This window comes from Comamonas sp. HJ-2 (genome assembly GCF_053615495.1).
On the sequence record NZ_JBSIFD010000013.1, the window covers coordinates 59,972 to 74,899 of the forward strand.

The 14,928-nt window shown below is 61.6% G+C and carries 12 protein-coding genes; 3 read left to right on the forward strand and 9 right to left on the reverse strand.

Annotated features, from left to right (window positions below):
- Nucleotides 1-17: 17 nt before the first annotated feature.
- The 3 genes from dnaE to clpA all read left to right on the forward strand — a co-directional run bounded on the left by dnaE (nt 18) and on the right by clpA (nt 6,502).
- Entirely contained in the window at nt 18-3,551 is a 3,534-nt protein-coding gene (gene dnaE / locus ACWGXF_RS12300; protein WP_039048670.1) for a DNA polymerase III subunit alpha, read from the forward strand.
- A 198-nt stretch (nt 3,552-3,749) separates the two neighbouring features.
- Nucleotides 3,750-4,115 carry an ATP-dependent Clp protease adapter ClpS gene (clpS, locus tag ACWGXF_RS12305; protein ID WP_034349666.1) on the forward strand — a complete coding sequence of 122 codons (366 nt, stop codon included), beginning with the start codon at nt 3,750-3,752 and terminating at the stop codon, nt 4,113-4,115.
- 62 nt (nt 4,116-4,177) lie between these two features.
- On the forward strand, nt 4,178-6,502 hold the full coding sequence (gene clpA, locus ACWGXF_RS12310) for an ATP-dependent Clp protease ATP-binding subunit ClpA (protein WP_012838218.1): 2,325 nt from the start codon (nt 4,178-4,180) through the stop codon (nt 6,500-6,502).
- A gap of 351 nt (nt 6,503-6,853) precedes the next feature.
- Here the strand turns inward: clpA and ACWGXF_RS12315 are convergent, their stop codons facing one another.
- The 9 genes from ACWGXF_RS12315 to cyoA form a co-directional block, all read right to left on the reverse strand.
- A complete protein-coding gene (locus ACWGXF_RS12315; protein WP_256630389.1) occupies nt 6,854-7,105 on the reverse strand; it encodes a hypothetical protein in 252 nt (83 codons plus the stop codon).
- Between the two features lie 150 nt (nt 7,106-7,255).
- On the reverse strand, nt 7,256-7,684 hold the full coding sequence (locus tag ACWGXF_RS12320; RefSeq protein WP_256630390.1) for a polymerase: 429 nt from the start codon (nt 7,682-7,684) through the stop codon (nt 7,256-7,258).
- A gap of 156 nt (nt 7,685-7,840) precedes the next feature.
- On the reverse strand, nt 7,841-8,377 hold the full coding sequence (locus ACWGXF_RS12325) for a response regulator transcription factor (RefSeq protein WP_003069919.1): 537 nt from the start codon (nt 8,375-8,377) through the stop codon (nt 7,841-7,843).
- A 15-nt stretch (nt 8,378-8,392) separates the two neighbouring features.
- Nucleotides 8,393-9,694 (reverse strand): ATP-binding protein, encoded by a 1,302-nt coding sequence (locus ACWGXF_RS12330; RefSeq protein WP_012838221.1) that lies wholly within the window; start codon nt 9,692-9,694, stop codon nt 8,393-8,395.
- Nucleotides 9,695-9,815: 121 nt separating this feature from the next.
- Entirely contained in the window at nt 9,816-10,598 is a 783-nt protein-coding gene (locus tag ACWGXF_RS12335; protein ID WP_256630391.1) for an SURF1 family protein, read from the reverse strand.
- An 8-nt stretch (nt 10,599-10,606) separates the two neighbouring features.
- Nucleotides 10,607-11,032 carry a cytochrome o ubiquinol oxidase subunit IV gene (gene cyoD, locus ACWGXF_RS12340; protein WP_003067192.1) on the reverse strand — a complete coding sequence of 142 codons (426 nt, stop codon included), beginning with the start codon at nt 11,030-11,032 and terminating at the stop codon, nt 10,607-10,609.
- Nucleotides 11,033-11,665 (reverse strand): cytochrome o ubiquinol oxidase subunit III, encoded by a 633-nt coding sequence (cyoC, locus tag ACWGXF_RS12345; protein WP_256630392.1) that lies wholly within the window; start codon nt 11,663-11,665, stop codon nt 11,033-11,035.
- Complete coding sequence (cyoB, locus tag ACWGXF_RS12350) at nt 11,658-13,664, reverse strand: cytochrome o ubiquinol oxidase subunit I (protein WP_012838223.1); 2,007 nt, start codon at nt 13,662-13,664, stop codon at nt 11,658-11,660. The genes cyoC and cyoB overlap by 8 nt, the downstream gene beginning before the upstream one ends.
- A gap of 62 nt (nt 13,665-13,726) precedes the next feature.
- Nucleotides 13,727-14,782, reverse strand: a complete 1,056-nt coding sequence (gene cyoA / locus ACWGXF_RS12355; protein WP_039048674.1) for a ubiquinol oxidase subunit II — start codon at nt 14,780-14,782, stop codon at nt 13,727-13,729.
- Between the last annotated feature and the right edge of the window lie 146 nt (nt 14,783-14,928).

Genomic DNA, 14,928 nt, shown 5'->3' on the forward strand with positions numbered 1-14,928 from the left:
TTCCTACAATAGCGGCCATGTTTGTCCATCTGCGCCTGCACACCGAATTCTCCGTCGTCGACGGAACCACCCGCGTCAATGCCATGATCAAGGCCGCTGCCGAAGACGGGCAGGTGGCGATGGCCATTACCGACTTCAACAATCTGTTTGGCGGTATCAAGTTCTATCGCGAAGGCCGTGGCAAAGGCGTCAAGCCCCTGCTGGGCGCCGAGATCATGCTCGAAGGGCTGGGCGACGCACCGCCTTCACGGATCATCGTTCTTGTGCAGAGCAAGCAGGGCTACCACAATATTGCCGAGCTGCTGGCACGTGGCTGGACGCGCAATGTAGTGCGTGATCAGGCGCAGCACAAGTGGGAATGGCTGCAGGAGCTGGGCGAGGGACTGATCGTGCTGTCCGGTGCGCAAGCCGGCCCCGTGGGCATTGCCTTGACGCGTGGTGATGAAAAAGGGGCGGCCGAGATTGCCCAGCGCCTGGCCACCATGTTCCCGCACCGCTTCTATATCGAGCTGCAGCGCGCGGGCCGTGCCGATGACGAGTCGCATGTGCTGGCGGCCGTGAAGCTGGCCAGCCGCTTGAATCTGCCGGTGGTGGCGACGCACCCGATCCAGTATGCCAAGCCCGACGATTACGAGGCCCACGAGGCCCGCGTCTGCATTGCCGAAGGCGAGATCCTGGGCAATGCCAAGCGGGTGCGCAAGTTCACGCGCGACCAGTATTTCAAGACCGCTGCCGAGATGGAGCAGCTGTTTGCCGACATTCCGAGCGCGATCGAGAACACGGTGGAAATTGCCCGCCGCTGCAGCCTGACGCTGGAGCTGGGCAACCCGCAGTTGCCCAATTTCCCCGTGCCGTCCGGCATGAGCATGGACGAGTTCTTCCGCCACGAGTCCTACCAGGGGCTGGAGGAGCGCCTGGTCCACCTCTATCCCGATGCGGCCAAGCGCGACGCCCAGCGCTCGCGCTATGTGGAGCGGCTGGAGTTCGAGCTGGGAACCATCATGAAGATGGGCTTTCCGGGCTACTTCCTCATCGTGTCGGACTTCATCAAGTGGGCCAAGGCCAATGGCTGCCCAGTGGGGCCGGGCCGTGGCTCGGGTGCCGGCTCGCTGGTGGCCTATGTGCTCAAGGTGACCGACCTGGATCCGCTGGAATACAACCTGCTGTTCGAGCGTTTCCTCAACCCCGAGCGCGTGTCCATGCCCGACTTCGACGTGGACTTCTGCCAGCAGAACCGCGACCGCGTGATCGACTATGTCAAGGATCGCTACGGCCGCGATGCCGTCAGCCAGATCGCCACCTTCGGCACCATGGCCGCACGTGCGGCCATCCGCGACGTGGGCCGCGTGCTGGACATGAGCTACACCTTCTGCGACGGCATCTCCAAGCTGATCCCGAACAAGCCCGGCCTGCATGTCACGCTCAAGTACCCGCCCAATCCGCCCAAGGAAGGCGATAAATACACCTATGCCATCAAGGAGGAGCCGATTCTGGCCGAGCGCATCGAGCGCGAGGAAGACGTCAAGACCCTGATCGAGATGGCGCAGAGCCTGGAGGGCATGACGCGAAACATCGGCATGCACGCCGGCGGCGTGGTGATTGCTCCGGGCAGGCTGGCCGATTTCTGTCCGCTGTACCAGCAGCCCGGCAGTACCTCGGCCGTGGCCATGTACGACAAGGATGACGTGGAGGCCGTGGGCCTGGTGAAGTTCGACTTCTTGGGCCTGGCCACGCTGACGATCCTGGAGATTGCGCGCGAATTCATCATGAAGCGCCACAAGGGCCAGGAGAACTTCCAGTTCGAGAACATTCCGCTGGACGACTACCCGACCTACAAGCTGTTCTCCGACGGCAAGACCGAAGCCGTCTTCCAGTTTGAATCGCGCGGCATGCAGCAGATGCTCAAGGAGGCCAAGCCCTCGCGTCTGGAAGACCTGATTGCGCTGAACGCTCTCTACCGCCCAGGTCCCATGGACCTGATTCCCACCTTCATTGCCCGCAAGCACGGGCAGGAAGTCGTGGAGTACCCGCATCCGCTGGTCGAGTCGGTGCTCGCCGAAACCTACGGCATCATGGTCTACCAGGAGCAGGTGATGCAGACCGCCCAGGTGCTGGGCGGCTACTCGCTGGGCGGCGCCGACTTGCTGCGCCGGGCCATGGGCAAGAAAAAAGTCGAGGAGATGGTCAAGCACCGGGGCATCTTCCGCGAGGGTGCAGCCAAGAACGGACTGTCCGAGGAAAAGGCCGACGAGGTCTTCGACCTGATGGAGAAGTTCGCGGGCTACGGCTTCAACAAGTCGCACGCGGCAGCCTACTCCCTGCTGGCCTATCACACGGGCTGGCTCAAGGTGCACTACACGGCCGAGTTCTACTGCGGCAATATGACCGTGGAAATGGACAACACCGACAAGCTCAAGGTGTTGTACGAGGACGCGCTCAAGATGGGCATCACTTTCGAGATGCCCGATGTGAACCGCGGTGTGTACCGCTTCGAGCCGGTGACCGACAAGGTCATACGCTACGGCCTCGGAGCCATCAAGGGAACGGGGCAGGCGGCCATCGAAGCCATTGTGGCTGCGCGCAACGGCGAGGGCACAGGCCCCAACGGCCACGAGAAAGGCCCGTTCAAGAGCCTGTTCGACTTCTGCCTGCGCGTGGATCGCAGCCGCATCAACAAGCGCACCGTGGAAGCCTTGATCAAGGGCGGCGCCTTTGACACGATAGACATGAACCGCGCCTCGCTGATGGCGACGCTGGACACGGCATTCGGCTTTGCCGCCACCTCGATCGCCAACGCCGACCAGGGTGGTCTGTTCGACATGATGGGCGATGACGCGCTGGGCTCGAGTACGGCGGAGCCGCCCATGGCCGATGTGCTGCCCTGGGGCGTCAAGGAAAAGCTGACGCTGGAGAAGACGGCCATAGGCTTCTATCTGACAGGCCATCTGTTCGACGAGGTCGAGGCCGAAGTGCGCCGCTTTGTGCGCACTCCTATCGGCGAGATGCGCGACAGCCGCGAGCCGCAGACCATGGCCGGCATCATCGGCGGGCTGCGCACCATCAACGGCCAGCGCGGCAGGCTCAGCATCTTCACGCTGGACGACAAATCGGCGGTGATCGAGGCCTCGGTCGACGAGAAAACCATGGCGGCCTGCGCCGAAGTGCTCAAGGAGGACGAGTTTGTCGTGGTTTCGGGCCGTCTCCAGCCCGACCGCTTCAGCGGCGGCCTGCGCATGAAGGTACAGCAGATGTGGAGCCTGGCCGATGCACGCTGCCGTTTTGCGCGCTATCTGCAAGTCAGCGTCGGGGAGAAGATGCCCGATGTGCCGGCGCTGCTGCGCCAGTTCCCGGCCAAGGTCGAGGAAACCGAGAGCGGCAATATCAACCATGGCGTCAAGGTACGTCTGGACCTGATATGCCGCGACGAGCGTGGCTCGGCCAGTTGCGAGCTGGCGCTGGGCGAGAGCAGCCGCTTCTATCCCTCGGATGCCGCACTGGCTGCCTGGTATGGCTCGGCCGCGGCAGGCCAGGTCAAAGTGGTTTATGAATAGGCATCATGGCTGGCCTTGCGAGCCGATTGCACTCGAATGTCGGATAGGAGCCTGATTTTTTGATAGCGCAGAGCGCTTGCTGGTTAAGGGATTTCCATGGATTTCCCTTGGTTTTGCCAAATTTGCTTCCGGCCGCCTTGAAATCCCTAACAATGCTATGCATATGCCAGCGCAAAAACATTGCAACGGCTCGCTAGAATGGATTTCATGGCTACCCAACTCCCATCAATTCCCCCGGTCTCGCCAGCGATCAGAACGCCTGACGATGGAGATTCCTTGGTGCTCGAGCGGCGCCGCCAGCGGCTGCAGCCGCCACGCATGTATCAGGTGGTGATGCTCAACGACGACTTCACACCCATGGAGTTCGTGATTGCCGTGCTGCAGGAGCTGTTCGGCAAGGACCGAGAATCGGCCACGCAGATCATGCTCAAGATTCATTTGGACGGCCGCGGTGTCTGCGGCGTCTACAGCCAGGATGTGGCGGCGACCAAGGTCGAGCAGGTACTGCAGGCGGCCCAGAAAGCGGGTCATCCCTTGCAGGCCACATTCGAGCCTGTTGAATAAGCGCAGTCCGCCCTCAGATTAGTTAGCAGAGAGTCAACCAAGCAAGCCGAAAGGAGTCGCACATGATCGCTCAAGAACTGGAAGTCAGCTTGCACATGGCGTTTGTCGAGGCCCGTCAGCAGCGCCACGAGTTCATCACCGTGGAGCATCTGCTGCTCGCCCTGCTGGACAACCCCAGTGCAGCTGAAGTGCTGCGCGCATGCGCGGCCAATATCGACGACCTGCGTTCATCGCTGTCCAACTTCATCAAGGACAACACACCTCAGGTGGACGGCACCGAAGAGGTGGATACGCAGCCCACGCTGGGATTCCAGCGTGTGATTCAGCGCGCCATCATGCATGTGCAGTCCACAGGCAATGGCAAGAAGGAGGTGACGGGCGCCAATGTGCTCGTGGCCATCTTCGGCGAAAAGGACTCCCATGCCGTGTACTACCTGCACCAGCAGGGCGTCACACGCCTGGACGTGGTCAACTACATTGCTCATGGCATCAAGAAGGGCGAGCCGCCCGAGCCTGCCAAGGCCGAATCTCCCTCGGAGAGCGAAGAAGGCGCGGCTGGCGAGCGCAATGAAAAGGCCTCGCCGCTGGAGCAGTTCACGCTGAACCTGAACCAGGCCGCCAAGGAAGGCAAGATCGATCCGCTGATCGGGCGCGAGTACGAGGTGGAGCGCACCATCCAGATCCTCTGCCGCCGCCGCAAGAACAACCCGCTGCTGGTGGGCGAGGCCGGTGTGGGCAAGACCGCGATTGCCGAGGGTCTGGCCTGGCGCATCACCGAGGGCACGGTGCCCGAGGTGCTCAAGGAAGGCGTGGTCTACTCGCTGGACATGGGCGCGCTGCTGGCCGGCACCAAGTACCGCGGCGATTTCGAGCAGCGCCTCAAGGGCGTGCTCAAGTCGCTCAAGGACAAGCCGCATGCCATCCTGTTCATCGACGAGATCCACACGCTGATCGGCGCCGGTGCGGCCTCGGGCGGCACGCTGGACGCGTCCAATCTGCTCAAGCCCGCGCTGTCCAGCGGTCAGCTGCGCTGCATCGGTGCGACCACGTTCACGGAATACCGCGGCATCTTCGAGAAAGACGCGGCCCTGTCGCGCCGTTTCCAGAAGGTGGATGTGGTCGAGCCTACCGTGGCCGAGACCGTGGACATCTTGAAGGGCCTGAAGTCGCGCTTCGAGGAACACCACAGCATCACCTATGCGCAGGAAGCCCTGCAGGCTGCTGCCGAGCTGTCGGCCAAGTACATCAACGACCGTCACCTGCCCGACAAGGCGATTGACGTGATCGATGAGGCCGGTGCTGCCCAGCGTATCGCGCCCGAAGCCCAGCGCAAGCAGACCATCGGCAAGGCCGAGATCGAAGCCATCGTGGCCAAGATCGCCCGCATTCCGCCGGCCAATGTCAGCAACGACGACCGCAGCAAGCTGCAGACGCTGGAGCGAGACTTGAAGAGCGTGGTCTTCGGTCAGGACAAGGCACTGGAAGTGCTGTCGTCTGCCGTGAAGATGGCTCGCTCGGGTCTGGGCAAGCCGGACAAGCCGATCGGCTCCTTCCTGTTCTCCGGCCCCACGGGCGTCGGCAAGACGGAAGCTGCCAAGCAACTGGCCTATATCCTGGGCGTGGACCTGATCCGCTTCGACATGTCCGAGTACATGGAGCGTCATGCGGTCAGCCGCCTGATCGGCGCTCCTCCCGGCTATGTGGGCTTTGACCAGGGAGGTCTGCTGACCGAGGCCGTGACCAAGAAGCCGCATTCGGTGCTGCTGCTCGATGAAATCGAAAAAGCGCATCCGGACATCTTCAACGTGCTGCTGCAGGTTATGGATCACGGCACGCTGACCGACAACAACGGACGCAAGGCCGACTTCCGCAACGTGATCATCATCATGACCACGAATGCGGGTGCCGAGACCATGAACAAGGCCACCATCGGTTTCACGAACCCGCGTGAAGCCGGTGATGAAATGGGCGATATCAAGCGCCTGTTCACGCCCGAGTTCCGCAACCGTCTGGATGCCATCGTCAGCTTCAAGCCGCTGGACGAGCAGATCATCTTGCGCGTGGTCGACAAGTTCCTGCTGCAACTCGAGCAGCAATTGGCCGAGAAGAAGGTGGAGGTCACCTTCAGCGACAACCTGCGCAAGCATCTGGCCAAGAAGGGCTTCGATCCGCTCATGGGTGCACGCCCCATGCAGCGCCTGATCCAGGACACCATCCGCCGCTCGCTGGCCGATGAGCTGCTGTTCGGTCGTCTGACCAATGGCGGGCGCCTGGAAGTGGAGTGGGACGAAGCGGGCAACGAAGGCAAGGGTGATGTCAAGCTCACCATTACCGAGCTGCCCAAGGACGCACCCAAGGCCGAGCCCGAGCAGGCCGTGGCCGAATAAGGCCGTCGTCAGCGCCCGTATGGGGTGCTGAAACCAGAGACCGGCAGTGGCGACACTGCCGGTTTTTTGTTGTCCGCCTGGCCTGTGTTTGCTCTCTTTATGAGAGCTTCTATCGCTTGTTTGGCATGTAATTCAGGTGCTTTTATGCCTGAGTACTGCTGGTCGCGGGCGAAGTCGGCTATGAATGATGATTCGCCCATCAGGTTCTATGGACTGGTCCTGGCGGATGCAGCAGCTGCCAATGCGGTCGTTTCGGTGCTTGTAGCCTGAACGGGCGCAAGCTTTGGCGGAATGTTTTGTCCTGCGGACCACGATAGGGCCGCACGTCAATGCCCAGGCAGGGCTGCCTGATCAATCGCGCAGGTACAGAAGCAGCATGAAGATCGGAGTGCCGATCAGAACGCCGATGATGGAGAACAGGGGGCCGTAGACGAGCAGGCTTATCTCCAGGGCGTGCATGCATTCCGCTATGCCCTCATTGAGGCAGCTGACCCCGTCGGGCGGCAGGAAGATGCTGTGAAACGGCAGAAAAAGCGCCGCCACGGCGAGACTGGCAAGCAGTGCCAGAAAGGCGGAGAAAACAAGTCGGCCCAGGGTTTTCATTTGTGCATCTCCGCAGCAACTATAGATGGCTCAGCCGTGAATGCGGGGCTTCGCGGCCGACTCGGACCGGACCCGGTGCGCTGCCCTGTCGTGACGGCCGGCCGAGGTTGCTGAGCCGGACTGCCGCAAGAAAACGGCTTTGGAGCATGCCTAGGGCCTGCCTGCTGTGCCGCGTGCGGCCTGGCTGATGAAGTTGAGCGCAGCAACGATGATGCCCTTGGTCAGAGGCAGCAAAGCAAAGAACAAAAAGAAGAGGTGGTTGGCCTGCCACAGCGGCATGGTGCGCAGATGTGCGAGCCAGCTTTGAACATGGCCGCCGGCCACGGCGGTCGCGATGGCTGCGGCAAGCAGGGCCAGCAGCGTGACGGCCAGGGCCTTGGTACGCTTGGATGCGCGCTCGAAGGCGAGCATGACAGGGCGGATCAGGCAGCAGCCAAAGACCAGGGCGCAGAGAAAAGGCACCAGGTCCACGGCTTCGCCCCGTAGCAGCCAGGGCAGGGCCGTCGCATAGGACAGAACCAGCAGAGCGAGGCCGGTGGCTCCCATGAGTCGGGGTTGCCGCTGTTGCTGCTGCTTCATGGACGTCTGCCGGTGCGCTGGAACGAGGTCGCGAAACCAATGAAAAAAGGAGCTGTTATCGCTTGCTGCATGACGATTTCAGATACTTTCATATTTGAAAGGCAATGCTGAAGAGCGGAGTCAGCTATCAACATTGCTGCTTGCGCCAGACGCCAGTTACTTGACCTGGCGCTTTTCCAGCTTGCGCGCCAGCGTGCGCCGGTGCATGCCCAGGCGGCGTGCGGCCTCGGAGATATTGAAGCCGGACTCGGCCAGGGTCTCGTGAATATGCTCCCATTCCAGCGTCTTGATGGAGGTGGTCTGGCTGCTGACCTCCACGTCGGTGCGGCCTTCGACCCGCCCGAAGGCGGCTTCGATATCGTCGGTATTCGAGGGCTTGGCCAGGTAGTGGCAGGCTCCGAGCTTGACGGCTTCCACCGCCGTGGCAATGCTGGCGTAGCCGGTGAGCACGACAATCAGCGCATCGGGGTTGTGCAGATGCAGCATCTGCACGCAGTTCAGGCCCGAGGCATTGCCGGCCAGCTTCAGGTCCATGACCGCATATTGCGGCCGGTGCTGGGTCAGCAGCAGCTGCACTTCCTCGCCGCTGGTGGCATGCAGCACGCGGTAGCCCCGGCGCTCGAAAGAGCGCTTGAGGGTGCGTGCAAATGCCGCGTCATCTTCAACCAGCAGCAGTAAACGGTCTTCTTCCATGCAAACCACAATGTCTTAAATCGCGAGAGCGGACTGGGGCAGGCTGACCTCCACCAGAGCGCCTCCGCCTTGCTGAGCCGGCAGATTGCCGGCATGAACGCGGCCGCCCAGGGCGCGGGCCACGTTGGTCACCAGAAACAGGCCCAGGCCGCGACCGGGGCGCTCCTGCTTGGTGGAGACATGGCACTGGCCCAGCTGCTGCAGCACGGCGGCATCGAAGCCCGGACCATGGTCGCGCACCTGGATGCGTATCTGGTCGTGATCGCTGCTCAGGGTCAGCTCCACCCAGTCGGGCGAGGCTTCGAGGGCATTGTCCAGCAAATTGCAAATCATTTGCTGCAATGCAGTATCCGAGAGCATGGCGAAGTCCTTCACGCCCTGCTGGTGCAGCGCAAAGTGCTGCAGGCTGTTATGGGTCTGCCAGTGGCTGACCACGCCTTGCACAAAGCTGGCGAAGGTGGTGCTTTCCGTGCCTTCGGCCCGGGTCTCGCCGGCCGACAGCAGCACGCCCGAGACGATGGACTTGCAGCGCAGCAGCTGGCGCTGCATTTCCTGCAGGTCCTCGCGCAGATCCTCGTCCTGCATGAGGGCCGGCATATGCTGCCAGTCGCCCAGGATCACGGACATGGTGGCCATGGGCGTGCCCAGCTCGTGGGCCGCGCCGGTGGCCAGCAGGCCCAGGCGCACGATGTGTTCTTCCTCGCTGGCGCGCTGGCGCATATTGGAGATGCGCTTGTCGCGGCGGCGCGTGTTCTCGACGATGCGCGTCAGAAAGACGATGGTCAGGATGCTGGTCAGCGCAAAGCTGATGAGCACGCCCACGACGTAGAGGCTGGGCAGGCCTTCCTGACTCACGAACTGCACATGCAGGGGCTGGTGAAACAGGGTCAGGCCCAGGACTCCGACAAAGGAGGCCGCGACCACGCACCAGGTGTAGTGGGCGGGCAGCAGCACGGCGCTCAGAATGCCCTGCAGCAGATACAGATAGATAAAGGGGTTGCTGGCACCGCCGCTCAGGTACAGCTGAATGGTCAGGGCCAGCACATCGGCCAGCAGCGCATAGAAGACGCTGCGCGAGGTCACGGGGCGGTGCAGGCCCTGGCTCCAGTAGATATAAGCCAGATTGGTGGCCACCAGGGCCACCAGCACCAGCGCCATGGGCAGCAGGGGCAGGGCAATCTGAAAGCCGTAGTGCACCAGCGAGATGGTGACGACCTGGCCGACCACGGCAATCCAGCGCAGCTGAATCAGCAGTTGCATGTTCTGCCGCTCGGTCAGGCGCTGTACGCGAAACAGGGAATCGGAAATTTGGCTCACCGCGCAATTGTCACCGAGCAGGCCTGCCACGGACGCCTCTGGGGCTATGCGTTCCTGATGTAGGCGCGGCCTTAAAGGACCGAAAAAAAGCGCTCCGGGGAGCGCTTTTCAGGGGGGGACATCAGCTTTTGGCGGCCGCCTTGTCGTGCCGGCGTACCAGCCAGGCCGCTCCGATCACCATGATGGCCAGCCCATACCAGGTAAGCGCATAGACCAGATGGCTGTTCGGGAAGCGGATGACCGTCATGCCGGGGCGCAGGACTTCGGTGCCGGCCTCTGTCCGGGCATAGGCCGGGTTGCTGGCGGGCACACCCTGGTCTATGAAGTAGGGGGCCGGCCTGCTCAGGCCTTGGGCCTGGGCAATGGCGGCGACATCGCGTGAGTACCACTGGCCGTTGGCCGGGTCGTTCTTGCGCAGAAAGCCGCCGCCGGGCTCGCTCATGCGCATCAGCCCGATGACGGTGACGGTCTCGGCGGACGGGCCGGCTTCGGCAATCTGCTTGAGCCATTGGCCGCGCAGCTTCTCGGGCGTGAAGCCGCGGTTGACCAGAACCTGTGTGCCATCGCCCAGCTGCAGCGGCGTCATGAGCCAGAAGCCCGCGCCGGCTTCGGTCAAGGCCTTGGCCAGCACGCTTTGCCTGTCCAGCCATCGGCCTTGCGCCTTGACGGGCAGGTACTCGTGGCTGGCCGCATTGATCTGCGGCCATTGGCCGGGCTCGGGAACCGCCACGGGGGCGCTGTGCACGCGCTGCTCCACGCGCTCGATGAGGTCGAGCTTCCAGGCGCGGCGCTGCACCTGCCAGGTGCCCAGAGCCATGAAGCCTAAAAACAAGGCGATGCCCACAAACGCGAGCATCGCCTTGGCGAAGGGAGAGCGCTGCCGCGCAGCGCTCTGGTTCTTCATGAGGTCAGTCAAGGTGTGACAGCTGCGGGAGCCGTGTGACCTGCGTGATCTGCATGGCCTGCGGCCTGGTGCATTTCATGACCGGGCATCATGTTGGTGTTCATGTGGAACATGACCCAAAGCGTGCCGGAGATCGCAATCGCCAGGAAGATCACCGTGAAGATGGTGGACAGCATGGTCCAGCCGCCCTGGATCTTGCCGTTCATGTGCAGGAAGTACACCATGTGCACGATCACCTGGATCACCGCGAACAGGCCCAGCACGGCCACGGCCGTGGTGCGGTCGGTGATGATGTTGTTCATGACCAGGTAGAAGGGGATGGCGGTCAGGATGACGGCCAGGATGAAGCCCTTCACATAGTCGCCCATGGTGACGTGCAGGTCGTCGTGATCGTGGTGATCGTCATGACCGGCGTGGATATCGTGTGCGCTCATTTACAGCACCCCCATCAGATACACAAAGGTGAACACACCGATCCAGACCACGTCCAAGAAGTGCCAGAACATGGACAGGCAGTTGATACGGCGCACGTTCTCGTTGATCAGGCCGTGCTTCTTGATCTGGATCATCAGGGTGATCAGCCAGACCAGACCGAAGGTCACGTGGATACCGTGGGTGCCCACCAGCGTGAAGAAGGACGACAGGAAGGCGCTGCTCTGAGGCGTTGCACCTTGATGGATCAGGTGGTGGAACTCATAGAGTTCCACGGCCAGGAAGGCTGCGCCCAGCAGGCCGGTGACGGCCAGCCACAGCAGAGTGCCGTTCACGTTCTTCTTCTGCTTTTGCAGCATGGCAAAGCCGAAGGTGATGGACGACATCAGCAGGAAAGCCGTGTTGATGGCCACCAGCGACAGATCGAACAGATCCTTGCCCGAGGGGCCGCCTGCATAGCTGCGGCCCAGCACGCCATAGGTGGCGAACAGTGCGGCAAAGATCAGGCAGTCGCTCATCAGGTAGAGCCAGAAGCCCAGCGAGGTGCCGTTTTCCGGATGAGGCTCGTGCGCGAGGTGGTACTCGCGAGTAGCCAGGGCGGCTGCGCCGCCAGCGTTGATATGTGTATTAGACATGGGCTGCTGCAAGCTGCTTGGTACGTGCTTCTTCCGATGTGGCCACTTCGGCCGCAGGGATGTAGTAGTCACGCTTGTAGTTGAAGGTATGAATGATCGAAGCCAGGATGGTCGCGGCGAACGAAGCGATCACCAGAGGCCACATGTGCCAGATCAGAGCAAAGCCCAGAACGGTGGACAGGCCGGCAATCACCACGCCGGCGCCGGTATTGGCGGGCATGTGGATGGGCTCGAAGCCGCTCAGCGGACGCTGATAGCCATGCTTCTTCATGTCGGTCCAGGCGTCGATGTCGTGCACCACGGGGGTGAAGGCGAAGTTGTACTGGGGAGGGGGCGAGGAAGTGGCCCATTCCAGTGTGCGGCCTTCCCATGGGTCGCCGGTCACGTCACGAAGCTCGTCGCGCTTCCAGATGGACACGGCCAGCTGGATGAAGAAGCAGCCGATACCGGCAGCGATCAGGGCGGCACCGCAGGCGGCGATGATGAACCAGATCTGCAGCGAGGGATCGTCAAAGTGGTTGGCACGGCGAGTCACGCCCATCAGACCCAGGATGTACAGGGGAGTGAAGGCAACCCAGAAGCCGACCAGCCAGAACCAGAACGAAGCCTTGCCCCAGAACTCGTTGAGTCGGAAGCCGAAAGCCTTGGGGAACCAGTAGTTGATGCCGGCAAACACGGCAAACACCACGCCGCCGATGATCACGTTGTGGAAGTGGGCGATCAGGAACAGCGAGTTGTGCAGCACGAAGTCTGCGGGAGGCACGGCCAGCAGCACGCCGGTCATGCCGCCGATGGCGAAGGTGACCATGAAGCCCACCGTCCACAGCATGGGCACCGAGAAGCGGATGCGGCCGCGGTACATGGTGAACAGCCAGTTGAAGATCTTCGCGCCCGTGGGGATGGAGATGATCATCGTGGTGATACCGAAGAAGGTATTCACGCTGGCACCCGAGCCCATGGTGAAGAAGTGGTGCAGCCACACCAGGTAGGACAGGATGGTGATACACACGGTGGCGTAAACCATTGAGGTGTAGCCGAACAGGCGCTTGCGGCTGAAGGTTGCCACGATTTCGGAGAACACGCCGAAGCAGGGCAGGATCAGGATGTAGACCTCGGGGTGGCCCCAGATCCAGATCAGGTTCACGTACAGCATGGGGTTGCCGCCCAGCTCGTTCGTGAAGAAGTTGGTGCCGACGTAGCGGTCCAGCGACATCAGCACCAGGGCTGCGGTCAGCACGGGGAAGGAGGCCACGATCAGGGCGTTGGTGCACAGGGCAGTCCAGGTGAAGACGGGCATCTTCATCAGGTTCATGCCGGGAGCGCGCATCTTGATGATGGTCACGATCAGGTTGATACCTGACAAGGTCGTGCCCACACCGGCGACCTGCAGGCCCCAGATGTAGTAATCAAGACCCGTGCTGCCGCTCTGGTGCCCCAGGTTGGACAGTGCCAGCCAGCCGGAGGTCGAGAACTCGCCCAGGAACAGGGAGATCATGACCAGCACGGCGCCGCCGGTGGTCATCCAGAAGCTGAAGTTGTTCAGGAACGGGAAGGACACGTCACGTGCGCCGATCTGCAGAGGAACCAGGTAGTTCATCAGGCCGGTCACGAAGGGCATCGCCACGAAGAAGATCATGATCACGCCGTGGGCCGTGAAGATCTGGTCGTAGTGGTGAGGAGGCAGGTAGCCCATGTTGTCGCCGAAGGCCATGGACTGCTGCAGACGCATCATCACGGCATCGGCAAAGCCGCGCAGGAACATGACCAGACCGAGGATCATGTACATGATGCCGATCTTCTTGTGGTCGATGGAGGTGATCCAGTCGTTCCACAGCGGAGCCCAGAGGCGGAACTTGGTGATGCCGCCGACCACGACGAGGCCGCCAAGCACCACGGCAATAAAGGTCATGAGCACGATGGGCTCATGCGTCATGGGAATCTGGTCCCATGTGATACGGCCCAACAGCCAGTGGGAGGCCGGGGTTGTTGTTTCAGACATGTTGAGTCTCTTTTGTCGTATTGGAGCGGCTGAGCGGTTAGCGCATCCGCACCGTGAACTACTTATTGCTGTGCGACAGCTCCGGAGGCGGCGACTTCGTCGAGCAGGGCGACAACGCGGTCAGCGTCTTTGGAAGTGCAGACATCCAGGGGCAGGGCCACGCTGGAGGTCTTGCTGTGGTGTGCAGGTGGCTTGCCGCCGGCGGCGTCGATGGCCATCATTTCGTTCATGCACATCTTGCCGTCTTCCACGCAGCGGTTGAGGACCTTGTGGTACAGGCCTTCGTCCACGCTGGCGAAGCGTTCAACGGGGTTGCGCTCGCTGGGCTTGGCCAGATCGATATAGGCGTCGCGTGTCAGAACCTTGCCTTCGGTCTTGGCCTTGGCAATCCACTGATCGAACTGCTCGTTTTCCAGGCCGTGGAACTTGAAGGTCATGCCCGCAAAACCAGCGCCGCTGTAATGAGAGGACTTGCCGCCATAGACACCGGGCTTGTTGATCACGGCGTTCAGCTCGGTCTGCATGCCGGGCATGGTGTAGATCATGCCGGCCAGATCAGGAACGTAAAACGCGTTCATGGTGTGGGTGGAGGTCAGCTTGAAGTGAATGGGGCGATCCACCGGGGCAGCCACTTCGTTGACCGTGGCAATGCCTTGTTCGGGGTAGAAGAACAGCCATTTCCAGTCCAGCGACACGACCTGGATCTCCAGAGGCTTGACGTTGGGGTCCAGAGCCTTGGTGGCGGAGATGCGGTCCAGGGGACGATAGGGGTCGAGCTTGTGGGTGCTGATCCAGGTAATGGCGCCCAAAGCGATGATGATGAGCAGGGGAACCGTCCAGATCACCAGTTCCAGCGCAGTGGAGTGGTGCCATTCGGGGTCGTACTTGGCTTCGGTGTTGGACTGGCGGTATTTCCAGGCAAACAGCAGCGTCAAAAAGATGACGGGGACGATGATGAGCAACATCAGCAAAGTGGCCGTAATGACCAGATCGCCTTGCTGCTTGGCGACATCGCCAGCTGGGTTGAGGACGACGGCCTTGCTGCAACCGGCGAGGGTTGCGGTCAAAGCGGCCGCTGAGAGCCACGCGGGCCCACGGATTTCCTTGATTTTTAACATGCTTTGGGCGTGACAAAGTCGCGCTTAGGTGTAAACGCGGATTACTGGATCTCGGCAAATGTAATACCAAACAGGGGCTTGTCCATTGGACATTTTGTCCAAGGTCAACAGCTCGGGATTGGAAATGCGCTATGCGACAAGGGTTT